Annotated in this window: 17 protein-coding genes, 1 tRNA gene and 6 pseudogenes; 3 read left to right on the forward strand and 21 right to left on the reverse strand. The window is 38.2% G+C overall.

The window, feature by feature from the left end:
* Positions 1 to 24: 24 nt before the first annotated feature.
* Positions 25 to 1,062 carry a sugar-binding transcriptional regulator gene (locus tag B9P78_RS00895; protein ID WP_094517720.1) on the reverse strand — a complete coding sequence of 346 codons (1,038 nt, stop codon included), beginning with the start codon at positions 1,060 to 1,062 and terminating at the stop codon, positions 25 to 27.
* A 280-nt stretch (positions 1,063 to 1,342) separates the two neighbouring features.
* Positions 1,343 to 1,942, reverse strand: a pseudogene (clpP, locus tag B9P78_RS00900) (ATP-dependent Clp endopeptidase proteolytic subunit ClpP); the annotation flags it as partial.
* Between the two features lie 214 nt (positions 1,943 to 2,156).
* On the opposite strand from clpP, the gene B9P78_RS00905 reads away from it, so the two are divergent.
* A tRNA-Arg gene (locus tag B9P78_RS00905) sits at positions 2,157 to 2,228 on the forward strand.
* Between the two features lie 110 nt (positions 2,229 to 2,338).
* On the opposite strand, the gene B9P78_RS00910 is transcribed toward B9P78_RS00905, so the two are convergent.
* From B9P78_RS00910 to B9P78_RS00985, 16 genes and pseudogenes are all read right to left on the reverse strand, one after another.
* Entirely contained in the window at positions 2,339 to 3,205 is an 867-nt protein-coding gene (locus B9P78_RS00910) for a cell wall hydrolase (protein WP_094517722.1), read from the reverse strand.
* Between the two features lie 942 nt (positions 3,206 to 4,147).
* A complete protein-coding gene (gene rbfA / locus B9P78_RS00915; protein ID WP_094517723.1) occupies positions 4,148 to 4,540 on the reverse strand; it encodes a 30S ribosome-binding factor RbfA in 393 nt (130 codons plus the stop codon).
* Positions 4,541 to 4,557: 17 nt separating this feature from the next.
* Positions 4,558 to 6,801 (reverse strand): annotated as a pseudogene (gene infB, locus B9P78_RS00920) (translation initiation factor IF-2); the annotation flags it as partial.
* 85 nt (positions 6,802 to 6,886) lie between these two features.
* Positions 6,887 to 7,174: a ribosomal L7Ae/L30e/S12e/Gadd45 family protein gene (locus B9P78_RS00925; RefSeq protein ID WP_094517724.1), complete on the reverse strand. Its 288-nt coding sequence runs from the start codon at positions 7,172 to 7,174 to the stop codon at positions 6,887 to 6,889.
* Positions 7,164 to 7,463, reverse strand: coding sequence for an RNase P modulator RnpM (gene rnpM, locus B9P78_RS00930; RefSeq protein ID WP_094517725.1), 300 nt, complete (start codon positions 7,461 to 7,463; stop codon positions 7,164 to 7,166). Before rnpM ends, B9P78_RS00925 begins: the two co-directional genes overlap by 11 nt.
* Positions 7,464 to 7,481: 18 nt before the next feature.
* The gene (gene nusA / locus B9P78_RS00935; RefSeq protein ID WP_094517726.1) at positions 7,482 to 8,804 is read right to left on the reverse strand and encodes a transcription termination factor NusA; all 1,323 of its coding nucleotides are present in this window, start codon (positions 8,802 to 8,804) and stop codon (positions 7,482 to 7,484) included.
* 29 nt (positions 8,805 to 8,833) lie between these two features.
* Positions 8,834 to 9,310: a ribosome maturation factor RimP gene (gene rimP / locus B9P78_RS00940; protein ID WP_094517727.1), complete on the reverse strand. Its 477-nt coding sequence runs from the start codon at positions 9,308 to 9,310 to the stop codon at positions 8,834 to 8,836.
* Positions 9,311 to 9,450: 140 nt separating this feature from the next.
* A complete protein-coding gene (locus tag B9P78_RS00945; protein WP_094517728.1) occupies positions 9,451 to 10,110 on the reverse strand; it encodes a P-II family nitrogen regulator in 660 nt (219 codons plus the stop codon).
* An 18-nt stretch (positions 10,111 to 10,128) separates the two neighbouring features.
* A complete protein-coding gene (locus tag B9P78_RS00950) occupies positions 10,129 to 11,604 on the reverse strand; it encodes a DUF1538 domain-containing protein (protein WP_094517729.1) in 1,476 nt (491 codons plus the stop codon).
* Positions 11,605 to 11,841: 237 nt separating this feature from the next.
* Positions 11,842 to 16,160, reverse strand: a pseudogene (locus B9P78_RS00955) (PolC-type DNA polymerase III).
* Positions 16,161 to 16,244: 84 nt separating this feature from the next.
* Positions 16,245 to 17,510, reverse strand: coding sequence for an RIP metalloprotease RseP (gene rseP, locus B9P78_RS00960; RefSeq protein ID WP_094517730.1), 1,266 nt, complete (start codon positions 17,508 to 17,510; stop codon positions 16,245 to 16,247).
* Positions 17,511 to 17,523: 13 nt separating this feature from the next.
* Positions 17,524 to 18,321: a phosphatidate cytidylyltransferase gene (locus B9P78_RS00965; protein WP_094517731.1), complete on the reverse strand. Its 798-nt coding sequence runs from the start codon at positions 18,319 to 18,321 to the stop codon at positions 17,524 to 17,526.
* 17 nt (positions 18,322 to 18,338) lie between these two features.
* Complete coding sequence (locus B9P78_RS00970) at positions 18,339 to 19,082, reverse strand: isoprenyl transferase (RefSeq protein ID WP_094517732.1); 744 nt, start codon at positions 19,080 to 19,082, stop codon at positions 18,339 to 18,341.
* A gap of 177 nt (positions 19,083 to 19,259) precedes the next feature.
* On the reverse strand, positions 19,260 to 21,203 hold the full coding sequence (locus B9P78_RS00975; protein WP_094517733.1) for a carbohydrate-binding domain-containing protein: 1,944 nt from the start codon (positions 21,201 to 21,203) through the stop codon (positions 19,260 to 19,262).
* Positions 21,204 to 21,227: 24 nt separating this feature from the next.
* Positions 21,228 to 21,904 (reverse strand): annotated as a pseudogene (locus B9P78_RS00980) (DUF4956 domain-containing protein).
* Positions 21,894 to 22,250 (reverse strand): annotated as a pseudogene (locus B9P78_RS00985) (VTC domain-containing protein); the annotation flags it as partial. The pseudogenes B9P78_RS00980 and B9P78_RS00985, both read right to left, overlap by 11 nt.
* Before the next feature lie 235 nt (positions 22,251 to 22,485).
* Here B9P78_RS00985 and B9P78_RS09920 point away from each other — a divergent pair.
* Together B9P78_RS09920 and B9P78_RS09925 are read left to right on the forward strand one after the other, a co-directional pair.
* Complete coding sequence (locus B9P78_RS09920) at positions 22,486 to 22,788, forward strand: cell wall metabolism sensor histidine kinase WalK (protein WP_233487635.1); 303 nt, start codon at positions 22,486 to 22,488, stop codon at positions 22,786 to 22,788.
* A gap of 89 nt (positions 22,789 to 22,877) precedes the next feature.
* Positions 22,878 to 23,195 carry a cell wall metabolism sensor histidine kinase WalK gene (locus B9P78_RS09925; protein ID WP_233487628.1) on the forward strand — a complete coding sequence of 106 codons (318 nt, stop codon included), beginning with the start codon at positions 22,878 to 22,880 and terminating at the stop codon, positions 23,193 to 23,195.
* Positions 23,196 to 23,293: 98 nt separating this feature from the next.
* Here B9P78_RS09925 and frr read toward each other — a convergent pair.
* The 3 genes and pseudogenes from frr to tsf form a co-directional block, all read right to left on the reverse strand.
* Positions 23,294 to 23,772, reverse strand: a pseudogene (gene frr / locus B9P78_RS00995) (ribosome recycling factor).
* Positions 23,773 to 23,866: 94 nt separating this feature from the next.
* The gene (pyrH, locus tag B9P78_RS01000; protein ID WP_094517735.1) at positions 23,867 to 24,586 is read right to left on the reverse strand and encodes a UMP kinase; all 720 of its coding nucleotides are present in this window, start codon (positions 24,584 to 24,586) and stop codon (positions 23,867 to 23,869) included.
* 120 nt (positions 24,587 to 24,706) lie between these two features.
* On the reverse strand, positions 24,707 to 25,585 hold the full coding sequence (gene tsf / locus B9P78_RS01005; RefSeq protein ID WP_094517736.1) for a translation elongation factor Ts: 879 nt from the start codon (positions 25,583 to 25,585) through the stop codon (positions 24,707 to 24,709).
* Between the last annotated feature and the right edge of the window lie 22 nt (positions 25,586 to 25,607).

Raw genomic sequence — 25,607 nt, forward strand, 5'->3', positions numbered from 1 at the left:
TCCTTAAAGAAATACATAATTATTTTAATGGGATTCCCCATTTAAAACCATATCTGAGGCACCCTGATCAGTGATAATCACTAATTGCTTGGGTGCAAGTTTCGCAAAAGCCTTTATTGCTTCTGCTTTCATATTGCCACCTGCAATTAGAATTGGCAAATCTACATCTGCTAAATCTTCTAATTGAAGGCCAATTCTTGGCACGCGGTGAACGATATGTCCATCTTTATCGAAGAAACATCCGAACGCCTCGCCGACAGCGTGGTCTTTCTTAATCTTAGAATTACTCTTCGAATCAAGTCCACGTCGCCTTGCCATAATTTTAGCACTACCAACACTAAAAAGTAAAACGTTAGCCTCTTTTAATCTACTTAAAGTAGATTGGATTATAGGATCATTCATCAATGCTTTATTTGCAACTTCAGAAAGATTTTCTGGCGCATACAATGAGATATTATGACCGTTTAATCGTTGTGCTAAAATATCGCTGATTGTGTTAGCTTGTGTCGCTGATGCGTCTCCAATGCCACCTCTAGCCGCCACCACTGTAAAGTGTCGATTAGCTGAATGATGTAATTGAATATGCTCGCTGACCGCTAGCATGGTGGATCCACCCGTAATAGCAATCGTATGATTACCATCCGACAATTTATTATCGAGATATTTTGAAACTTGTAAACCCATTTCGAATAAAATGTTTTTATCTAAATCAATGTCACCTGATACAATCCGAGCATCTGCTATGTTGAGCACATCAGCCAAAGCTTTTTCATGTAGATGAATTTTTGAAATATCACGCCACAAGTCTTGGCCCGTAGCAATTGCCCTTTCACCTTGGCTAGTAATTGTCATACCAGCGGGTGAAGAATCAATCAGACCTTGTCGTTTCAATATATCTGTGATTGTACGTAGGGGTCTTTCAGTCATGGCTAAATTTTCAGCCAATCCCTTTCGACCAATCGGACCATCTTTTAAAATCCGTTGTAGAACACGAATCCTTTCAAAATAATCCTCTTTAAGTTCAGGAACTACTTTTAAAATATCGTTAAATAGATTGTCCATAGTCTCCACTTTCCTGGTACATAAATTTCAGTGTGAAAGACATTGGACTTTTATTGTCCAGGATGTCTTTTTTTGACCACCAACCGGTAAAAAATTTTGGAACCTACGTTCCTCAACCTCTTACATAAGTATCTTACCAATAATCGACACCGTATGCAAGCGATTTGATAAATACTTTTGACATTTGCACAATCTTTACAAAGAACATTCAGCTTTAAATCGTAAAAGAAAAAAGCTAGCACGAAAGCCAGCTTCTCCTTGATTAGTCATCAATTATTGCTTATTTTTTTAGTTCCGCATTTTTTTCCATAATATGATCTAACAAACCATATTCTTTGGCTTCGTCAGCTGTTAACCAGTTATCACGATCAGTATCACGTTCAATAACTTCTACAGGTTGACCAGTCATTTCTGAATATAAACGGTTCATTTTTTCTTTTGTTTTTAGGATGTGACGCGCTGCAATTTCAATTTCAGTCGCTTGACCTTGTGCCCCACCTAGTGGTTGATGGATCAAAATTTCTGCATTTGGTAATGCATAACGTTTACCTTTTGTACCAGCTGCAGCAAGGAATGATCCCATAGATGCTGCCATACCCATGATAATCGTTTGAACGTCTGCATGTACAAAGTTCATTGTATCGTAGATTGCCATCCCTGATGTGATAGATCCACCTGGAGAATTGATGTATAAGTAGATATCTTTTTCTGGATCTTGAGCGTCTAAGAATAACAATTGGGCAATGATTGAGTTTGCTAAGTCATCATTTACTTCCCCACTCAACATAATAATACGGTCTTTTAATAAACGTGAATAAATATCGTATGCGCGTTCGCCACGAGAAGATTGTTCAATTACTGTTGGCACTAAATTCATATATTTGTCCTCCTTTGATGATTACAATAGTATTATACCTTAATGGTCAAAATTGGTCAACAAAATTGACTGATTCTTCTTACCTTTAGTATTCTATCATGACACATGTCTCTTGTCCTAGTATTGCGCCTATTGACAGCTTGAATAACACCCTAAAATAAGGTATACTAATTCTGTTATTGTATTTTTATCTATTGAATAGTTATTTTTATAGTTCGCATCCGTAGTGTAATGGATATCACATAAGATTCCGGTTCTTATGATGGGGGTTCGATTCCCTCCGGATGCATTTGTAAAACTGTTAGGAGCTGAAACGTGATCGTTTCGGCTTTTTTATTGCCATTTTTCCATTAAAAAAACCACCTCTTTCGAAGTGGTTTCAGCATTAATTTTTTCTGATTAATAGAATACGTTTGTTACACCATCACCTGATGCGTAGAATGATTGGGCTGATGTAGTTACGCCATTTGTTAATACATCATTTACTGCTTGATAAGTGGTATCAGAGACTGTAGTACTTGCTGCCATACCATTTGAAACAACTTCAAATTGACCTGAAGCATTTACAACGTCTAATAAAGTAGTTCCACCCCAATTACCTGAGTTTGCACGATTTAAAATAACTGAGAACACTGCTGCCGTGTCATCATAACCAGGACCAGCTTCTGCTTCAACGACTTGCAATACGAAGTATGGTACTTCAGATGCTGCAGAATAGTCAGTTGATGTCGTTGTAGTAGCAGTTTCTGTAGTTGCTTCTGTCTCTGTTACTGCTTCTGTAGTAGATTCAGTTTCTGTAGTTGCTACATCAGTCGTTGTTGCTTCTGTATTTGTGTCCACTTCATAAGACATTGTTTCTACAGCTGGCGTTGTTTCAGTTTTAGAAACAGCCTCTTCTTGTACCTTATAAGTATCTTTTGTATGTTGTGTATCTTCAACTACGATTTCATCTACTTCACCAGATTCATCTTTAGTGAATGAAATTTTGTTAGCCGGGAAGATTAGATCAGCATTTTCAATCTCATTAATTTGTACCAATGTATCCAAATTAACGCCTGCTGCAGTTGCAATTGTCGATAATGTGTCACCGTAAACAATTGTATAAGAAGATGTGGATGCATCCACTGATTCGATATCAGCCGAAACTTCTTCTACTGTACGTGCTGTCCACTCTGCTGCTTTTGCATCTTCAGTATTGAAGCCTGCTGTAGCAAATAGTGCCGATAGGGCAAGTGTAGTTCCTAGAATTGTTTTGTTGAATTTCATAATGTGTTACTCCTTATTCTTGTCTAAGTTTTATTAGTCACTGTTTCGACTACTTGCCCTATACTACACACCTTGATTTGAAAAAGGAACCCCAAAACCCTATTCGTTAAAGCCCTTTAAATACTTTGTCATTTATTGAAATCTTTTGTAATTCGTAAGTTTTACATGACAAATATTACAATGTTGGCCGAAAGACTATGCCACAACGGTCTAACCCTCATTAGCAAAATTTATACGATACGCCAAAAGTAATAATTATGACATTGTATGTAACATGATTATTTTTGACAATAAAAAAATACACCCATTTAAATGTTCAAATTTAGCTTATCCTGGCTCATTATCTTCATTATTTCTACAGTTAAGTTTAGCAATTCTTATTATTTATACCCCATTGCAAACAAAAAAGGGGCACCGACTTTGGTGTGGATGAGAAATCATTCACACCTTTTTTGTTTGAAAATACAAAAAAGACATACAAATAGGCTCCCTTTTGTCGCATCTAACCGCTTCGGTTGGCATATTTTTGCGAGATTGTTTATATCCGGTTTAAAAATAGATGAAAACTAGAAACCAGAACTGCCTTTAAGTATCCTTTGAGTATATTTATGAGGAAAAATATAACGCAAAACACCCTGAACGTTCCTTTTCTAAAAATAATGAAAGGTCAGCCCTTTGTGTGGCGCAAAATTTCTCATTTTTGAAACCAAAACCTGCCGAGGTTTCCATTTTTTGGTTATTTAACGATGTATATATACAATCGTCAACAAGCCGGACAAAAAGAGGTTTTTTCTTTTATCAAATCTCAATTAAAATAAAAAAGAAACTCAAATCCACATAAAATGAATTCAAGATTCTTGCTTAAATTTAGCTATCCAAAATAAAAGTCGAAGCGCCAAAGAAAAAAGCACCCGAGAATTAGTCTCGGGTGCTTCATGAATACTATTTTTCGTCGGTTTCTGAATCGGCCATTGATGAATCAAAATCATCGTTCTTGCGTAATTGTGCTAACAATTTATCAATATGGCTACCATATTCAATTGAACGGTCCCGTTCAAACGTAATTTCTGGTGTTTTATACAGATTTAGACGTTTACCAATCTCAGAACGAACTAAACCGCTCGCTTTAGTTAAGCCTTGTTGGGCTTTCTCACGCTCGCTCGCTAATTCGCTTAAAGTAGTATAGTAAATAGTTGCTTGTTGAAGGTCACCAGTGATGTCCACATCAGTAATGGTTACACCTTCAACGCGAGGATCTTTTACATTTTTGCGTAAAATATCATTTACATCACGTAAAATTTCTTGACTTATACGCTCGGCTCTAAATTTTGCCATTTATTTTCACCTCTAAATTATTTTTTCACTTCTACCATGTGGTAAGCTTCGATTTCGTCATCGACTTTGATGTCGTTGTAGTTTTCGATAGTTAAACCTAGTTCGAATCCACGACCAACTTCTTTTACATCATCTTTAAAGCGACGTAATGAACCTAGTTTACCGTCGAAGATAACGATAGAATCACGGATAATACGAACTTGTGAGTTACGTGTAATTGTACCATCAGTCACGTAACCACCGACAATTGTACCAACTTTAGATACATTGTAAGTTTCACGTACAACTACGGTACCAGTAACTTCTTCAACATACTCAGGATCTAACATACCTGTCATCGCTGATTCAACATCATTAATGGCATCGTAAATTACATTGTAAAGACGTAATTCAACTTCGTCTTGCTCTGCTTGCATTTTTGCTTGCGGTGTAGGACGAACATTGAAACCGATGATCAATGCTTGAGAGGCTTGACCTAAAGTAACGTCACTTTCATTAATTGCACCTACAGCTTGGTGAACAATATTAACACGTACGCCTTCAACTTCAATCTTTTGTAAACTTCCAGCAAGAGCTTCAACTGAACCTTGAACGTCACCTTTGATGATGACATTTACAGATTTCAATTCACCTTCTTGAAGGGTTTCAAATAGATTTTCAAGTGTTACCGCATGGTTTGCGTTACGACGAGCTGCTAATGCACGGCTTGCACGTTCTTCACCAACAGCACGTGCTGTTTTTTCGTCATCAAAGGTTACAAAACGATCACCAGCTTGTGGTGCATCTTGTAATCCAGTAATTTCAACTGGTGTAGAAGGACCGGCAGACTTGATGCGACGACCTGCATCGTTCGTCATTACACGGACACGACCATGTGTGTTACCAACAACAATCGGATCACCTACATTTAATGTACCATGTTGCACTAGTAATGTAGCGATAGCACCTTTAGATGGGTCTAAACGAGCTTCGATGACAGAACCTAAGGCTAAACGGTTTGGCGCTGCTTTGTACTCTTCAACATCTGATACTAAAAGAATCATTTCTAATAAGTCATCAACATTTTGACCAAATTTAGCAGAGATGTTTACGAAGATTGTATCTCCACCCCACTCTTCAGAAATCAAGCCATATTCAGTTAATTCTTGCATTACGCGTTCAGGATTAGCTGTTGGTTTATCAATCTTATTCACTGCAACAATGATTGGAACATCTGCAGCTTTGGCATGGTTAATTGCTTCAACTGTTTGAGGCATTACACCATCGTCAGCAGCAACAACTAGAATTACGATATCTGTAACATCCGCACCACGAGCACGCATTGTTGTAAACGCCGCATGTCCTGGTGTATCAAGGAAGGTAATCGAACGATTATTTGTACGAACTTGGTAGGCACCAATATGTTGTGTAATCCCACCAGCTTCCCCGTCTACTACTTGAGAATGACGTAAGTAGTCTAGTAATGTTGTTTTACCGTGGTCAACGTGACCCATGATTGTAACAACTGCTGGACGACTTTCTAATTCTTCTTCTGGTGCATTTTCTGCATCTTCAAAGTAGTGTTCGAAATCTGCTTGATCCAAAATCACTTTTTCTTCTGCTTCAATGCCGTATTCAGCTAAGATTAATTCTAGCGCATCTGTATCCAAACCTTGGTTTTGAGTTGCTGGAATACCCATCAAGAATAATTTTTTAATAATTTCTGCTGGTTCACGGTGAAGTTTTTTGGCTAAATCTGCAACTGTCATACCTTCTGTATATTCCACTTTTTCTGGAAGTGGTTTTGGTTTACGTGCAGGTACTGGATTACTTGTCCGGTTTTGATCGTTATTATAACGACCCTTTTTGCCTTTTTTACCTTTACCTTTGAATCCACCGTTGTTGTTATTTCTAAAATTATTATTATTATTATTCATATGTTTTTTATTCTCTTTTGCTGGGCTAGGGCGATTTTGCGACTGCTTTTGTTGATTTTGTTGATTTGCATTTGCTTTAGCAGGTTCTTTCTTTGCATTGGCATCTGCAGTTTTCTTATCATTCGTAGGTTCAGCCTTAGCAACTGGTGCTTTAGCTTTTTGTTCATCGTTATTTGTATTATTTGCTTGGTTCTTAGCGTTAGCAAAGTTACCTTTCAATTTACTGATTTCTTCATCAGTCATAGAGGCCATGTGACTTGAATACTCAAATCCAACTTTCTCTGCTTCACTTAATAGTTCCTTACTAGTTACGCCTAGCTCCTTAGCAACTTCATAGACACGTTTTTTGACATGTCATCACCTTCCTTAATCTACTATTCTCTCATACTTTTTACGCTCCTATTTGAAGTAAAAATATACGCTGTCATTATTATTTTTGGAAACTTTTTACAAAGCCTCGGTCAGTGAATGCGACGATTGATCTCTTCTTGCCTAAAGCAATTGAGATTTCCTCTGTCGTAAACACTTGAACCCAAGGAATGTCATAAAATTCACATTTATTCTCAATGTTTCGTTTGGTTTGTTCACTTACATCTGTCGCAACAATGACTAAATTAGCCGAGCCTTGCTTGACGGCTTTTACGACTGTTTCAGTCCCTGATACTAATTTACCAGCAGCTTGCGCTAAACCTAGCAAATTGATTTTATTATTGTTCATTTTCAAAAAGCTCTTTTCTGGCTTTTTGATGTGCTACATAAGCTTTCAACTCACTATAGAATTCATCCGAGATTTTAACATCTAAATGACGATCTAATACGTGTTTGTCCCAAGCCTTTTGAACAGCATCCGGATCTAGTGACACATAGGCGCCACGGCCATTCTTTTTGCCAGAGGGATCGATTTCAACTTCGCCCTCTGCATTTCGAACAATCCTTACCAATTCTTTTTTGGGAAACATTTCATTGGTCACAACACATTTTCTCATAGGAATTTTTCGTTGTTTCATGTTTCACACCACCTAATCTTAACGTTCTTCGTTTAAACGTTCTTGTTGGTCTAATTCTTCACCAAATATAACTTCATCGTTGCCTTCAATTTCATCAATTTCAGCTTCAAAAGTTTCCGCATCAAAGTTGCCTTCATCGATATCGTCTAATGCGATTTGATCCTCTTCAGTAATTTCATCAACCGCTTCTGTTAAAGCTACATACTCTTCAACAGCTGCTGAATCATCAGCAATTGCTACTTCTGATTCTTCAACTGCTGCAGCTTTTTCGCCGAAACGAATTGCATATTCTTCAGTTTGAGTGTACGCTTCAAAGTCTGCTTCAGATTTAATATCAATCTTGTGGTTCGTTAATTTAGCCGCAAGACGTGCATTTTGACCACGTTTACCAATTGCTAATGACAAGTGATTTTCAGGCACGACAACCACACATGATGTTTCGTTAGGTACAAAATGTACAGACAATACATCAGCAGGATTCAAGGCATTTGAAATGAATGTAGCTGTATCATCAGACCATTGTACAATGTCCATGTTTTCGCCTTTTAATTCATCCACAATACGTTGTACACGTGTACCACGTGGACCAACACAAGTACCAACAGCATCGATGTTCGCATCATTTGACACTACAGCAACCTTAGAACGGTCACCCGCCTCACGAGCAATAGCCTTAATTTCAACCGTACCGTCAAAGATTTCAGGTACTTCTTGTTCAAACAAACGTTTTAACAAGCTTGGATGGCTACGACTTACGTATACTTGAGGTCCTTTAGTCGTATTTTCCACACGTTCTACATATACTTGCACACGTTCATGTGGTTGGAATGTTTCGTTTGGAATTTGACCTTCTGGTGGGATAACTGCTTCAATCTTACCTAAACTAACATATACATAACGACGGTCTTGACGTTCAACGATACCTGTTAAAATATCATCTTCATAGTCAATATATTCATTATAAATGATTAAACGTTCAGCTTCACGTACACGTTGCATGATCACTTGTTTTGCAGTTTGTGCCGCAATACGACCAAAATCTTTAGGTGTTACTTCAAATTTAATTTTGTCGCCAACTTCGTAAGCTTTATTCTTTTCATGTGCTTCTTCAATAGATACTTCTAATTGAGAGTCCATGACTAATTCCACTACTTCTTTGACCGCAAAAACTTTGATATCACCTTTTTTGTCATCAAAATGAACTTCAACATTTTGTGCCTGTTGGTAATTACGTTTATATGCAGAAACTAAGGCCGCTTCTAATGCTTCAAGAATGACATCTTTTGATATGCCTTTTTCATCTTCAAGCACCTCGAAGGCTCTTAACATTTCTTTACTCATCTATATTCCTTCTTTCACAATGATTTCAATTAAAATTCAATAGCCAATCTGATTAAAGACACGTTTGTTTTTGAAACGCTAACTTCTTTTAGACGTGTTTTGTCTTTTGTTTCAATGACATATTCATCATCTTCAACAGCTTTTAAACGGCCTTGAATATTTTTTTGACCATCTACGGCTTGATAGAATGACAAGAATACCCATTCACCAATTGCAGCTTGAACGTCTGCCGCATCTTTAAGTGGACGTTCTGCACCAGGAGATGAGACTTCTAAGTAATATGCTTGCGGGATTGGATCAGTTTCCAACTGATCAACAGTTTCAGAAATGTGTTCACTTACTAGTACACAATCCTCAATAGTGATACCGCCACCTGGTCTATCCACATAAATTCTTAAAAACCAAGATTTACCTTCTTTGACAAATTCTATATCAAATAATTTAAACCCTAATTCTTCAATTACAGGTTTCACAATCTCTTCCATTTGATCAGTTACTTTAGCCATATTTCCCCTCACTTTTTGCAATTACTTTTTACCATGAAAAAAGTGAGCGTCACCGCTCACTCCACCACTGTCTTTCTCTCTACTGTTACAGTATAACATATTTCCCTTTGCTTCGCAATAATTGTTGCTAGCTTGGGATTTTACAAGTCCTGCACTAATCCACTCACCGCATTAACGGGAATAGAAAAGGTTACACCTTTGCCTGGTAAATCTAATTGCAATTCAGCCTTGATAGTTGTCGCAATATGATCAACTTTTTCCGATTCCACAACCAAGAGCACAACTTCCTTCTCTGGCTGCATTTCAATATAGAATAATTTCGCAGTTTCTGCAGTACCAATACCTCTACCATGCAAAATAGTTGCGCCTTTGGCACCAGCGCGACGAGCTGCATCTACAACTTCATCGCCTTTATCTCTGTCCACAATTGTCACTAATAATTGATAATTTCCCATCGTTTGTTCATTCTCCTCAAAATCATGGTGATATAAGCGACTACCATATACACTTGACGTATCGCTAGAAAACAAGATACCTACACCTTTTTTGTTCAAATGTAAGCCTTCCGTAAGTGCGCAATGAACTTCATCTTCTTTATCTTTTGGGGCAAGCGTAATCAGTAACTCCTTCTTTGATTCATCTAAACCCATTAACTGTAAGAAGCTGTTTGAAACTGTTCCTTCACAAAGTACCAGGGTTCCCCCGCTTGTACCATGTGCTTTAGCTATTTTTAAGGCCTTATTCCCGTAGCCATGGTTTAGAATGGCACAGAATGCGACCGATTGTGATTGTAATGTCATGCAATTATTCCTCCTATTCTATTCATCAATGGCTGGATTATTTTTGACACGTAATTTATAGAACAAGCCAATCAGTTGAATCATCAACACGGGAGCCATTGCAACCGTTGCAATAATACCAAAACCGTCCACTAACACATCAGCTTGTGGTAATGTAGCTGCCACGCCCTGTGCAAAGGCTAAGATAAAGGTTGCAGTCATTGGACCTGATGCAACACCTCCTGCATCAAAAGCAATACCTGTAAATAGATTGGGTACAAAGAAACTCAATAAGATGGATAAACCAAATCCTGGTAAGAGAAAATGCCATAATTCAACGCTTGGTATCATAATACGGACCATAGATAAAGCTACCGCAAGTCCTACGCCTATCGACAAGGCAAATAGTAGCAACTTATTCGGTATATGTCCACCCGTTACTTCTTCCACTTGATCCCCCAGAACATGTACAGCTGGTTCTGCTAACACAACAACCAGTCCCATAACTAGGCCAATCCACGGTAGTAGACTTTGATAATTTGTGGCTAATTCTGTTGCTAAATAGCGACCCATATCCATGAAGCCCTGGTTCACCCCCACCAAGAATAAGGTTAAGCCAATAAGTACGTATATGATACCAACCATAATACGAACTAATTCCATTTGAGATAGGCGTTTTTGGACAAAATATACTAGGCCAAATACGATCAGAATGGGGATCAATGCGAATAACGATTCTTGGAATGTGTGTTGTATATTTAGAACAAATGGTGCAACGATTCCTTTTGCATATTGGTATTCATGACTAAAATCTTGAATTTCGGATTGCTGAATAATTGCCATTAGTAACACAGCGATAATGGGGCCAGTTGACATCGCACCAACTAAACCGAATGCATCATCTTCAGCCCCTTTACCACCTTTTCTTGAAGATACACTAGCACCTAAAGCTAAGACAAATGGTGTCGTTAGTGCCCCGGTAGTTGCACCAGAAGCATCAAAAGCCATCGCTAAAAACGTTGAATCCGCAAAAAATGTCAGTATAAATATCAACCCATAGACGATCAAAAAGAACCATTTTAAAGCGACATCCTTCATGATTCGATAAACACCTAGTGCAATCATAATCCCTACGCCGATGGATACCACTAGAACAATCAATTGAGCACCAATAAGGCCTCCTGTGGCATCTGAAATTTGCTGGCCAAGAATCAGTAAATCAGGTTCTGCTACAGTAATCGAAAAACCAATCAAAAAAGTTAATAGCATGACAGCAAAATGAGACGATGCTCGAATAATAGAATGGCCTAGGTAGTCACCAATGGGTTCCATTCCAACATCAACGCCAAATAAGAATATTGTTAGGCCTAAGATTAATAAAACTGACCCTATACCAAAACGAGCCATCACATCACCCGGTACATCAACAATCGTTAGTGCGAGTATGACGACCAGCACCACAATGGGCATGACAGATGATAATACTTCTACAAATTTATCCTTTAAAAGCTGCATCCAATTCCTCCTTTGCAAAATGAGTCTAAAAAAAACAAGTCAGGCATTCTCTGTAAATGTTGGCTTGTTTGTTATAAAAGATAATGGCCGCGACCATTCATTATGTTTAAGTGATAGACTCTTACAATCATGTTAACATAATCTGAAATATCCATCAAAGGTTATCACTTCAAATCAAAAAGGAGACTGGGATTTTAACCCCAGTCCCCTTGTTATCATTTCTCTAGCAATTGATACTTAGAAATCAAATAATGATAATTGATTTTGATCAGGTAATCCATCTAGAACATGATTTTCTGTCATATACTCGATAATGGATTTAGATACTTTACCACGTGTTTGTAAATCTTCTTTTGATAAAAATGGAGATTCTTCTCTTGCAGCGACAATTGATTTTGCCACATTGATACCCAAACCATCGATAGCTCGGAACGGTGCGATTAACGTTTTTTCATCTTCAATCACAAATTCAGTGGCATCTGATTTATTGATATCCACCATTTTTAAAGTAAATCCACGTTCCCAAAGTTCATTTACAATTTCCAAGACTGTTAGTAATTGTTTTTCTTTGGTTGAGGCTTCTAGCCCCTTACCATTGATTTCATTAATTTTGGCTTTAGTTGATTCTAGCCCATTTGACATTGAAACCAAATCAAAGTCTGAAGCCCTTACTGACAGGTAGGCACAATAGTACCAAATTGGATGTTTCACTTTGAACCACGCAACTCGCATCGCATTCAATACGTAGGCTGCCGCATGGGCTTTAGGGAACATGTATTTAATTTTTTGACATGATTCCATATACCATTCGGGCACATCATATTCACGCATTATTGCTTTATGTTCATCAGAAAGCCCCTTACCTTTACGAACTTTTTCCATAATTTGAAAAGCATCTGATTCAGGAAGACCTTTATGGATTAAATACACCATGATGTCATCACGACAGCCAATTACTTCACTTAGCGGTAACCCTTTTTCACGCACAAGCACTTCTGCATTGCCTAACCAAACATCGGTACCATGTGATAGGCCTGAGATTTGCAATAACTCAGCAAAGGTTGAAGGTTTGGTAGCCTCAAGCATTTGCCGGGTAAATCGTGTACCAAATTCTGGGATACCTAATGTACCCGTATTCGAATAAATTTGTTCAGGTGTTACACCTAATACTTCTGTGCCGTTGAATAATTCATATACTTCTGGATCATCAGTAGGAATATCTGTAGGCTTGATACCCGATAGATCTTGCAGCTTACGAATCATGGTTGGATCATCGTGCCCAAGGATATCTAGTTTTAAGACATTATCATGAATTGAGTGGAAATCAAAATGGGTTGTCTTCCACTCAGATTCAACATCATCTGCAGGATATTGGATAGGCGTAAAGTCGTATACATCCATATTTTCTGGGATAACAATAATCCCCCCTGGATGCTGTCCTGTTGTTCTCTTCACACCAGTGGCACCCTTGGCCAAAAATTCCTTTTCTGTTTTACGCAGATTCAAGTTCTTATCTTGATCATAACCAATGACATAGCCAAAGGCTGTCTTGTCGGCAACCGTACCAATCGTTCCTGCCCGGAATACATGATCCTCACCGAAAAGAACTTTCGTATAGGCATGGGCACGTGATTGATATTCACCAGAGAAGTTCAAATCGATATCTGGAACCTTATCTCCTTTGAATCCAAGAAAAGTCTCAAACGGAATATCTTGGCCATCTTTATCCATCATTGCCCCACATTGCGGACAAGCCTTGTCTTCTAAGTCGAAACCAGAACCCACAGAACCATCCGTAAAGAATTGGCTATGGTGACAATCAGGACAGACATAGTGAGGCGCCAATGGATTTACTTCAGTAATCCCTGACATGGTTGCGACGAATGAAGATCCCACAGAGCCACGAGAACCTACAATATACCCATCATCATTAGATTTTTAACCAATTTTTGAGAAATCAAGTAGATTACGGAGAAGCCATTGGAAATAATCGATTTTAATTCTTTTTCCAAACGTGCTTCTACAATTTCAGGTAATTTCTCCCCGTAAATTTCATGCGCCTTAGCATATGACATATCCGTTAATTCTTGTTCCGCCCCTTCAATGGTTGGCGTATACAATTTATCTTTAAGTGGTTCGATAAATTCTATACTATCCGCGATGGCATTTGTATTCTTAACAACAATTTCATACGCTTTTTCTTCACCTAAGAAGGCAAAATCAGCTAACATTTCATCAGTTGAGCGCAAATGTGCTTCTGGGAAATATTTTGTGCGATTTGATTTGATAGAGTTGATTAAAATTTCACGGTAAATCTTATCTTCCGGATTTAGATAATGCACGTCACCCGTTGCTACAACCGGTTTATCTAGTGTCTGTCCGATATCCAGCATGTCACGCATGATTTTTTCAAGTGTTGCTTCATCTTGAATTAATTCATCTTTTATGAGCGGCTGATACACTGCTTTTGGTTGTAATTCAAGATAATCGTAAAAGGTTGCCTTTTTCTCAGCTTCCACTTTCCCTTTCTGCATCAAAGCTTCAAAAACCTCTCCGCCTGAACACGCCGAACCTATGAGCAGGTTTTCACGGTGAGCAGCTAATAGTGATCTTGGGATTCGTGGCACCCGGTAATAGTAGTCAATATTTGAAGCTGAAACTAGCTTAAATAAATCCTTCAGCCCTGTCTGATTCTTGGCTAATAAAATAGCATGGAATGGACGCCCTTGTTTATAGGCATCCCCTTTACCAACATCTTTATTGATTTCATCATGAAAATGAATATCGTGTTCTGCTGCTGCTTCTTTAATGAAAATCCAGGCCAATGCGCCTGTTGTCTCTGCATCATAAACAGCACGGTGATGTTGCTCTAAACCGACGTTATATCGTTTAGCCAAGGTATTTAAACGATGCGATTTCAATTGAGGGTGCAAGAAACGAGATAACTCCAATGTATCGATAACCGCATTATTGGCTTCACCGAAACCTAGACGTTTATAAGCTGTATTGATAAAGCCCATATCAAAGCTGGCGTTATGCGCAACTAAGATGGCATCCCCAACCCATTCTCTAAAATCTGTTAATACCTCTGCCTCTGTACGCGTGTTAGCTAACATGGCATCCGTAATACTGGTCAATTCGATAATCGTAGCTGATAGTGGTCGACCAGGATTGATAAATTCTTCAAATTGGTCAATTACATTACCATTTTGCATTTTTACGGCTGCTAACTCGATAATATTATCGTACACTGCAGATAAACCCGTCGTTTCCACATCGAATACAACATAAGTGGCTTCTTTTAATTCAATATGTTGCGGATTGTAGGCAATATTTACACCATCATCTACCACGTTTGCCTCAACACCATATAACATTTTGATGCCCGTAGCTTTGGCTACACCAGAAGCCTCTGGGTATCCTTGCAAGGTGGCATGATCGGTGATCGCAATTGCCGGATGTCCCCATGAAGAAGCTAAATTAGCGAAATCCGCAATGCCATTGGTTGCATCCAACATGGACATATTCGTATGAACATGTAACTCAACACGTTTATCAGGGGCTGTATCTTTACGTTTTTCTTTTTGAATTTCTTCTAAGTCACGCACATTTAAGACTAAATCCCGAGCAAAGCGGTCATCCATTTGTAAGTCTCCACGAACACGTAACCACATGCCTTTACGAATGGCATCAAAAATAGCAATGTCTTCATCGTTACGAGAAAACATTTGAATTAAGAAAGCAGACGTATAGTCAGAAATTTTTGCATTTAAAATACGACGACCCGTTTTCAAAATTTTAATTTCAACTTCAAAAACGACACCTTCCATAGATACAAATCGTTGTTCTTCTACATAGGTGTTCATTGGCCGTAATTTGTCATCAACTGGGATATGTTTACCTAATTGAATCTTATCGACTTTAATCACTGGACCGTTGCTTTCAGCGTTTGCCATTTCTTGTTGTTTTTCAACCGCAAGCTTTGCCATTTCTTGTTGTTTTTCAGCTAAACTATTGGCACGTTCAGTGAAGACGTCGCGCCGGTCTTTAGCGGTCTCTTCATCCACTGTTATTTCAAAAGGAACCTTGTAAAAGCCCAAAACCATATAATTTTGTTTGATGGTTTCTAAATAATTGTCTTGAATAAACTGCTTCATCGTCGCATTATCAACGCGAATAATGTATCGATCATTTTCAAACGTGGGTAATTGTCCTTCAAAAATTGACTTCGCTACGCCACTAGAAATACCAGCCCGACTAATCACAATCGGCCAATAATCTAATACCTCTTCACTAGATGGTTTTGATTGATCAGCGATGGTGATTGAAAAATCCACCGCACCAACATGATTGAAACCTTTTCGTAAATGGTCTTCAAATGTTAATAGGGTCGCTGCGCTAAGCCGATTAGGGAAACCTATTTTAAATTGCCACAATCGTGACTTTGTATGAACAGTAACATCTTCTAACCAACCCGCTTGTACTGGCGGATCATCCGACGTCCACTGCATTTGCCCTAGTAAGGCTTGAAATAATCCTTCTTTTGATTCTGACATCTTCAAGTTTCCTTTCTACATATTGAACAATAAAAGCCATACAAATGGCCTTTTATACAAATCTATTTATAATATAACGCTACACTAGCCAAACATGCGTATGATGTCATTCCACGTCACTGCAATCATTAAAATTAATACTAAGACTGCACCAACGATATTAATCATACCTTCCGTTTTTGCTTGTAATGGTTTGCCTCGCACCAATTCTACCAGATTAAGGACTATTTTACCTCCATCAAGGGCTGGTACTGGTAACAAGTTGACAATTCCTAAGTTAATGCTCAATGATGCTAACCATGAAACAATGCCAACTAAACCAAAGGATACCACCTCTGAAGTTGCTTGGTACATGTATACTGGACCACCAAAATTGTTGATATCAAAGCCAGTTTTAAACATGCCCGCAATTACTGAGAAAATACCTGTCATCATCGACCAAGTAGTGGTAAAACCATAAGCAATTTTAGCGAAAAATGATGTATCTTGGGATCGTTGAACACCAATTAAACCAACCGTTTCACCAGATTCTAACGTTGTTGCTTTTGGCGTTAACGTAATTTCTTCAGTGGCACCATCACGATTCACTTCAAAAGTTAGTGCTGTATCCGGGTTACTTTGAATCGTTGTTTGTAACTCTGCAAAGGAATCTATTGCTTCACCATTAATTGAAACAATTTCATCACCAGTTTGTAAGCCAGCTACTTGTGCAATACTATTTGCTTGAATTTCACCGATAATAGGCTCGTTCGACCAAACACCACCTTGCATGAATGCAAGCAGGATAAAAGCAAGAATGCCTAAAATAAAATTATTCATTGGACCTGCGAAATTCACCAATAGTCTTTGCCAAATTGTCGCAGATTGGAATTGGCGCTCTCTTGGTGCTACCTTAACGATAGTGCCATCTGATTCAACAATATTTGCTTGTTTCGATACACTATATCGCACGCGATCAGAACCGCCATAAGGAATTCCCTCAATGAACATTTCATTTTCTAAATCTGCTTCCCATACTTCAAGTGGTAAGCCATTAAAATTTTGTCCCTCATTTTCAAGAGAAATTGTTTGTACGATACCAGCTTCATTTTGTTCAATAACAACTTGCATACCTTTAGTGATGGTATCGGCCATTTCTTCTAAACCAGCCATACGCACGTATCCACCAATTGGTAGTATTCGTAGTGTGTAGGTTGTTTCTTCGGCTTCATAATGGTAAATTTTTGGACCCATACCTATTGAGAATTCGCGCACCAGGATGCCCGCTTTTTTTGCAAAATAATAATGACCAAATTCATGGACAATAACAATAATTGAAAAAATAAGTATGAAAGCGATGATACTTGTCATGTGCTACTCCTATCTAATTGCTTAAAAATGGAATGAGGAAATAAAAAATTGGTAATACTAATAATAGGCTATCAAATCTATCTAAGAAACCACCATGTCCCGGCATAATATTACCGGAATCTTTTACTTGATAGTGGCGTTTAATAGCTGATTCAACCAAATCACCTAATTGTCCGGTTAAACCTAATACAATAGCTAAAACGACGTTATCAAATATAGATAGGCCAAATGGGTTGCTGAAGTATAACACAATACTTGTGCAAACAAAAGCGCCGACAATGCCCCCTACTGAACCTTCAATCGTTTTGTTGGGTGAAATTTTAGGTGCTAGTGGCGTACGCCCAATTCGACGGCCAACCAGATAAGCAAAGGTATCATTACCCCAGATAATCAACAAGATATACAGTACTGGTAACAAACCTAAAATGCGCGTTTCAATTAATAAATGGAAACCCCGTCCGACATAGACTGCGGCCAGGCTGATAATACCAACCTTTTCAAAGTTCAAGGTTTCTGGTTTAAAAACCATTATCATTAACAAAATCGCCACACCCGCAAAATACAAGGTCATAAAATCTATATCTTGAGGAAATAGTGCAAGATAGTATGATGGCAATAATTGAAATGCCATTGTCAATACACCCACAATCCCTTGCCAAGAAAAGAATGGAATATGAGCCATCTGCAAAATTTCACGAAAAGCAATCACAGCAATGATTGCGATCATTAAATCAAATGGGTGTCCACCAATTAATAAAAGGGGGATGAAAACTGATAGCGCCACAACGGCTGTGATCACTCTTTGTGTCATAAAAATCCCTCTTTCTGTTATACGTCTATTTTTCCAAAACGACGATTCCGATGTTGGAATTCGCCGATACATGCTTGCATGACTGCTTCATCAAAATCTGGCCATTTCGTATCGGTAAAAATCATTTCACTATAGGCCAATTGCCATAATAAATAGTTAGATAGTCGAACCTCACCACTTGAACGAATCATCAAATCTGGATCTGCAAACTCACCTAGTTGGGCTGTATATAAGTGATTTGAAATCGTATCTTCGTTGATATCCTTCACCCGCAATTCACCATCGACAACCGCTTGCGCAATTTCCCGCACACCCTTAGTGATTTCGTCACGTGACCCATAGTTGAACGCAATATTTAAAATCAAACCTGTATTATGTTTTGTTTGATCCATTGCATTTTGGATATACTTTTTGGTGCCCATTGGTACTTGGTCAAAAGAACCACTAAGGCGAACTTGTACATTATTTTCAATTAAATCCGGTAAAATCTCATCGTTTAATACTTTGGGTAAACTCATCAAATAATTGACTTCAGATAGTGGGCGTTTCCAATTTTCAGTTGAAAAAGCATAAGCAGTTAATACTTTAATCCCCATTTTATGTGCCGCAATCACAACACGTTTTAAGGCTTTCAAGCCCTCTGAATGTCCATCAGTACGTTTTAACCCACGTTCTTGAGCCCAACGCCCATTGCCATCCATTATGACAGCTACATGTTTAGGTACAGGTAAAGATGGATCATATTTTCGTTCTTCTACCATTTCGAACCTCCATTTATCATTCTCAATAATTGTAACAAAAATAAGGGCAAAAACCTATACTAATCCCCTGTTCTTAGGATAATATTCATGTTGCTAACGTGCATATTAATGAAAACGACAAAAAACAGCAGGTGGTCAAGCCTGCTGTCACGTAGAAATTGATCGATTATTTATTAATTAAAATTGAGGTGCGCCACCACCCATCATGCCTGTGGCAGTGGCCGTTTCACCTGTTGAAGTTAAGTTGGTAATAGTATCAGTAATACTTAAGGTCGCTAATTCTGTACCACCACTTACACTACCATCTGTATAGTAGCCATTTGCTTCTGTTCCGTCATTCGTACCACCTGATATTAATGTGTAATCTCCTGTTGCTAAATCAGCTGTTGAAATGACAATATGGCTATAGGTTTTTGTTGGACTAAATGAGAATACTGTATTACCATCTCCGTCCACTAGACTCACTAATGTGTTTGCTTCTTGTTCTGTATCATAGGTGATACCAACCGAAGTTTGCGTAGATGTTGATGCATTTTTAGCCATATCTGAGGTACCTGTTGCAATCAACGTACCACCACTTAAGTCAAATGATGAACCATAATCTAATGAACCATTACCCCCGCTTGTTGTACCATTTACAATGACTAACCCATCTGTCATGGTAATGGTACCATTTGAATCAAGTCCATCACCTTCTGCGTCTACAATTAAGCTACCACCACTAATGTTCAATTCCTTGGATTCATCAGCTTCCATGCCGCCACCCATTTGACCACCGCCAAAGCTATCTGCGCCAAAGGTTCCTGTAGTCGTTTCGGTATCTGATCCACCACCTGCATTTAAGCCGTCATCGCTTGCTACAACATTGATTTCACCACCTGCAATATCGATGATTGAAGATTCTAACCCTTCATAAGATTGTTGAATATCTATCGTACCGCCTGCAATGCTAAGGTTGGTATCTGCGTGCATACCATCATCACCAGATGTTGCTGTAATTGTTCCACCTAACACGCTAACCGTTCCATTTGTATTAATAGCATCGTCAGCTGAATCTATTGTTCCACCTAACACGCTAACCGTTCCATTTGTATTAATAGCATCGTCAGCTGAATCTATCGTGATATTACCGGAAGCAATTTCAATTGCACTTATAGCTTTCAAGCCTTTATATGATTCCGCAGTATCAATCGAAGTTGAATTTGCACCATCAGCTGTTGTGATTGTCATATCAGCATTTTGAACCATTAAATTGCTAACAGCTTGTAACCCATCGCGGCCAGTGTTTATTGTATACGTACCCCCATCTATATAGATATTACCTAAATCCGCTTCGTCTTCATTATCTGCTTGTAAACCGTCACCTTCACTAGTTGTAACCGTGAATGTACCATCTAAAATTGATAAATTATCTTTGGCCTTAATACCATTGTTCACTGCTGTAATATCATATTCACCCGAAACTAGTATTAAATCATCTTTTGAACGAATACCGTTTGAATAGTTACCCTCAATCACCAATTTCCCGTCTCCATTGATGACTAAATCTGCTTTGGAGTAGAATGTTGCATCTGGTTCTGTTTCATCAGTTGCTAATGTATAATTTGAGCCATCGGTTAACGTATTGACTGTTCCGGATGCCAGGGTTGTGATTACTTTTTCACCTTCTGTAATATTAATAGCCGCTCCGTCATTATTATTGATTGTCACACCATTTAAAATAATATGAACTTTATCTTCTGCACCCACAGAAACTTGTAATTGACCATCAGTAAGTGAACCATTGATAACATATGTACCAGCCTGCTTAATCGTTACGGTTGAGTCATCGACGGTTACACCATCACTGGCTTCTGTACCATCATCTGATAAGGTGATTGTCACTGCTTCTGATTCATCGTAAGTGGTTTCTAAATCCTCTTCTTCATACGTGCCATAATTTGAAGTAGTTGTATCACTGCTGGTATCCGTTGCAGAACTTGCACTGGCAGCTGTCGTTTCACTTGAAGTGGATGTACTTGTCGATGCTTGGCTTTCAGCAACTTGACTACAAGCACCTAGCAAGAGACCTGATACCAAAATTGGCATCAATAATTTTCCTGTTTGTTTATGTATATTCATATTATTTGCTCCTTTAAGAGATATTTATAATTGATCAGCGGCTGTTGCGACTTTGCCTAAAATGACTGGAAGATTCCCGTTACGAACACGGATTTCATCAATCAAAGCTTTTTCTTGTGTAATATCTTTTAAGATTAGTTTGTATCGTAACTCGTATAAACTACCCATTGTTGTCGTTCGAACATTGTCTAATGAGGCTGATTGTGTATATTTTTCAAAAATATCATCAAATAAATCTGGATAGTCTAGGTCTTCAGGTATGGTTACTTTTAGCTCACGCTCAGCTGTTTTCACATGTTCACCGAACGGTAAAGTATATAGGGCTAGTATAAAAATAGCGACTAAAACTGAGAAGACAAAAACATAAGTCACATAGCCCATACCTGTTGCTAATCCTACACCCATTGCCCAAAAACAGAGGCAATTTCACGGGATCCACCTGGAACTGATCGGAATCGAATTAGGGAGAAGGCACCTAAGATGGCTACCCCTGTTCCCAAGTTTCCATTTACCAACATAATGACGGTTTGTACTAAGATTGGTTGAACGGCTAAGGTAATCACAAAGTTTTTAGTGTAGGTATTTTTGTACATATAGACAATGGCTACCAGAATACCTAAAACCATGGAAGTGATTGCTGTAACTAATAAATCGCTAAAAACTAAATTGGTAGTATCTCCTGAAAAAAGACTAGTGAACATGTGTGATTTCCTCCTGTTTGAATAAGTGACGTTCGTAGGTTTCGGCGTATTTTGAGAAACTTGATTTACGGATTTGGTATTTATCGAGCAATGCCACGAACCATAATGGATAGGCGCCTAGTGCCTTCACTTCCATTAAGATCCCCAAACCTGGTGCAACTAGTTCTCCGACATCACCCTGAACTAATGCCAGGTGATCATTACGATAACGAATGTTTTGGTCAAAGGTTACACGAAATTCGCCGTCTTCTTTATCAAAAAGCGATACGCGGTCATAAGCAATAAGCACTTTAGGTTGAAGATTTTTATTTTGTTTGAATAACCAAGTGATTTCATCTTCTATTTGTTTTGAAATCGATGTTACATTGCCTGTATGTTTCGGAAATTCACCTATTTTAAATTTTCAAACTATTACGATTGAGGCACCTGGCAATACAAATGGGGTAAGCTATGTTACTGTACTTGCGAATACCAACCAAATAGAATCCGCAACCAGCAATTTTAAACGCATTTTAATCTTATCCCTCGTCTCCTTCTGGTTAGTTTCCATTGCTATTTCCTATTATCTGACCCAACAAAATATGAAACCTATTCTGAAAGCCTGGCGCAAACAACAGGCTTTTGTCGAAAATGCTTCTCATGAATTGCGGACACCATTGACGATTATTCAAAATAGTCTTGAGAATATGTTTACCCATCCAAATCACACTGTTATTGATGAATCTGAAAATATCGCACAAGCCTTAAATGAAACACGTAGGCTTACAGGGTTAACAACAGATTTGCTGACAATCGCTAGAAGTGATGCCAATGAACAAACCCTAGACCTGGCATTGACTGACATAGGACCATTTATAAATGAAGTCACCAAGCCATTTTTTTGAATTAGCAAAAGTTGCCGATAAAACTTTAACCACTAGCAATGACGCAAGGGCAATTGTGAAAATCGACCAAAAAAAAATTACGCCAAGTTGTGATTATCCTTCTAGATAATGCCCTAAAATATACTGAGTCTGGTGATCGAATCCATATCTCTTCACGCACGACCAATAAACATTGGTACATTGAAGTAGAAAATACTGGTGCCAATATCACTGATGATGATAAAGAAAGGATATTTGAACGGTTCTACCGGGACGATCATTCGCGAGCTAGTGATACCGGAGGATATGGTTTGGGTTTAGCGATTGCCAAACAAATTATCGAAGCCCATCAAGGACAAATTAGTGTCCATGACCTATCTCCTCAAGGGGTACGTTTCCAAATTCGTTTATCTAAAAATTATGATTAGTAAATGCCATATTCACCGCAAGCATGCAAAAAAGCCCCTGAGACTCAATATTGTCTCAGGGGCTTTTACTATGTCTGGATAATGAAATCGTTGAACGATTAAACGTTCATGATTTCTTTTTCTTTTTCAGCTGCAAGTGCTTCAACATTTTTAATTGAAGCGTTTGTTAAATCTTGAATATCACTTTCGTATGTACGAACATCATCTTCAGTGATTTCTTTATTCTTTTCAGCTTTTTTCGCTCATCAATCGCGTCACGACGGATGTTACGAATAGCAATTTTTGCATCTTCTAAGTCTTTACCAACTGTTTTGGTTAACTCTTTACGACGCTCTTGTGTTAAAGCAGGAATAATTAAACGGATTACAGTACCATCATTTGTAGGTGGAATACCTAAATCTGATTGTTGTAATGCGCGATCAATATCGTTCAATGATGATTTATCATATGGCGAAATTTGTAACATTCTTGCTTCTGGAATAGTGACTGTTGCTAATTGACGTAAGTCAGTTGGCACACCGTAGTATTCAACAGTAATACCATCTAATAAAGATGCATTCGCAACACCTGCACGGATGCGGCCTAATGTACGAGAAAATGCTTCTTCAGATTTATGCATACGATCTTTAGTGTCTTTTAATAAAGTATCAATAGCCATTTTTCTAACTCCCTTACCCTTCGATTGTGGTACCGATTTCTTCACCTAGCACTACGCGACGAATATTTCCTTCTTCATTTAAGTTGAAGACTACTAATGGAATATCGTTATCCATGCTTAATGATGAAGCAGTTGTATCCATAACTTGCAAGTTTTGGTTGATTACATCTAAATGTGATAATTTTTCATATTTAACAGCTTCTGCGTTCTTACGAGGATCATCATTATAAACCCCGTCAACGCCATTCTTAGCCATTAAGATAACATCAGCATTAATTTCTGCTGCACGTAATGAAGCCGTTGTATCTGTTGAGAAGTATGGGTTACCAGTACCACCAGCAAAAATAACCACACGACCTTTTTCCAAATGACGTTCTGCACGACGACGGATATATGGTTCTGCAATTTGGCGCATTTCAATTGATGTTTGAACACGTGTTGGTACACCAATGTTTTCTAACACATCTTGTAAGCCTAATGCATTCATGATAGTTGCAAGCATACCCATGTAGTCTGCCTGTGCGCGTTCCATGCCCATCTCTTCACCAGTTTTACCGCGCCAGATGTTACCGCCACCTACAACGATAGAAATTTGGACACCTAAGCGATGTACCTCTTTGATTTCTTTAGCAATACCTTTCATTGTTTCTGGATCAATACCAAAGCCATTGTTTCCAGATAAAGCTTCACCTGAAAGTTTTAAAACAATACGTTTATATTTAGGTTGAGTCATTTTGTTCTCCTTACTAAAAAGGTTGAGAAAGAAACCTTTCCCAACCTTTTTAAATTCCCACTAAATTACTTCTTCTTACTGAGTAAATTCAAAAAAGTGTTATTTCGGGATGTTTTTTGATTATTTACCCATTTGTGAAGCTACTTCACTAGCAAAGTCGTTTTGGCGTTTTTCAATACCTTCGCCGACTTCATAACGGAAGAAACCTTTAACTTCAGCATTGTTTTCTTTTGCAACTTCTGCAACAGTTTTGCTGTCATCTAATAAGTATTTTTGATCTACTAAGCAGATTTCTGCGAAGAATTTACGTAAACGACCAGTAATCATTTTTTCAACGATTGCAGCTGGTTTACCTTCATTTAATGATTGTTCAGTTAGAACAGCTTTTTCATGTTCGTAAACTTCAGCTGGTACTGCATCTTCGTTTAGGTATTGAGGTTTCATACCACCGATGTGCATAGCTACCATGCCAGCGAATTCTGGGTTATTACCTTCAATTAAAGTTAAAACTGAAATACGTCCACCTTGGTGAGAATATGTACCAAATTCTTGGCTATCAGTTTTAGAAACTACTTCAAAGCGACGTAAAGAGATTTTTTCTCCGATGATTGCAGCTTTTTCTTTGATGTATGTATCTAAGTCTTTACCTTCGATAGTTACATCTGTTAATGCAGCTTCAACTGTAGCAGGTTTTTGGTCGATTAACGCAAAAGCAACTGTATCAATTAAGTTAATGAATTGTTCGTTACGAGCAACGAAGTCAGTTTCAGAGTTAATTTCTACAATTACAGCTTCGTTTCCGCGAACAACAGCTTTAGTTAAACCTTCTGCTGCGATACGATCAGCTTTTTTAGCTGCTTTAGAGATACCTTTTTCACGTAGGAAATCTACGGCTTTTTCCATATCACCATCAGTTTCTACTAACGCTTTTTTAGCGTCCATCATACCTACACCTGTACGGTCGCGTAATTCTTTAACTTGTTTTGCAGTAATTGCCATTTAAATTCTTCCTCCTAATGCA

Origin of the sequence: Aerococcus sp. 1KP-2016 (genome assembly GCF_002252085.1) — a bacterium.
Taxonomy (GTDB): domain Bacteria; phylum Bacillota; class Bacilli; order Lactobacillales; family Aerococcaceae; genus Aerococcus.

What these genes read in the sequence shown, in the direction of transcription:
- nusA (WP_094517726.1), bottom strand. Translation starts at nt 8,804, where the DNA reads ATGAGTAAAGAAATGTTAAGAGCCTTCGAGGTGCTTGAAGATGAAAAA.
- rimP (WP_094517727.1), bottom strand. Translation starts at nt 9,310, where the DNA reads ATGGCTAAAGTAACTGATCAAATGGAAGAGATTGTGAAACCTGTAATT.
- pyrH (WP_094517735.1), bottom strand. Translation starts at nt 24,586, where the DNA reads ATGACTCAACCTAAATATAAACGTATTGTTTTAAAACTTTCAGGTGAA.
- B9P78_RS00925 (WP_094517724.1), bottom strand. Translation starts at nt 7,174, where the DNA reads ATGAACAATAATAAAATCAATTTGCTAGGTTTAGCGCAAGCTGCTGGT.
- B9P78_RS09920 (WP_233487635.1), top strand. Translation starts at nt 22,486, where the DNA reads ATGAAACCTATTCTGAAAGCCTGGCGCAAACAACAGGCTTTTGTCGAA.
- B9P78_RS00910 (WP_094517722.1), bottom strand. Translation starts at nt 3,205, where the DNA reads ATGAAATTCAACAAAACAATTCTAGGAACTACACTTGCCCTATCGGCA.
- tsf (WP_094517736.1), bottom strand. Translation starts at nt 25,585, where the DNA reads ATGGCAATTACTGCAAAACAAGTTAAAGAATTACGCGACCGTACAGGT.
- rnpM (WP_094517725.1), bottom strand. Translation starts at nt 7,463, where the DNA reads ATGAAACAACGAAAAATTCCTATGAGAAAATGTGTTGTGACCAATGAA.
- B9P78_RS00975 (WP_094517733.1), bottom strand. Translation starts at nt 21,203, where the DNA reads ATGAATATACATAAACAAACAGGAAAATTATTGATGCCAATTTTGGTA.
- rseP (WP_094517730.1), bottom strand. Translation starts at nt 17,510, where the DNA reads ATGACAAGTATCATCGCTTTCATACTTATTTTTTCAATTATTGTTATT.
- B9P78_RS00895 (WP_094517720.1), bottom strand. Translation starts at nt 1,062, where the DNA reads ATGGACAATCTATTTAACGATATTTTAAAAGTAGTTCCTGAACTTAAA.
- B9P78_RS00950 (WP_094517729.1), bottom strand. Translation starts at nt 11,604, where the DNA reads ATGCAGCTTTTAAAGGATAAATTTGTAGAAGTATTATCATCTGTCATG.
- B9P78_RS00945 (WP_094517728.1), bottom strand. Translation starts at nt 10,110, where the DNA reads ATGACATTACAATCACAATCGGTCGCATTCTGTGCCATTCTAAACCAT.
- B9P78_RS00970 (WP_094517732.1), bottom strand. Translation starts at nt 19,082, where the DNA reads ATGGTAGAAGAACGAAAATATGATCCATCTTTACCTGTACCTAAACAT.
- rbfA (WP_094517723.1), bottom strand. Translation starts at nt 4,540, where the DNA reads ATGGCAAAATTTAGAGCCGAGCGTATAAGTCAAGAAATTTTACGTGAT.
- B9P78_RS00965 (WP_094517731.1), bottom strand. Translation starts at nt 18,321, where the DNA reads ATGACACAAAGAGTGATCACAGCCGTTGTGGCGCTATCAGTTTTCATC.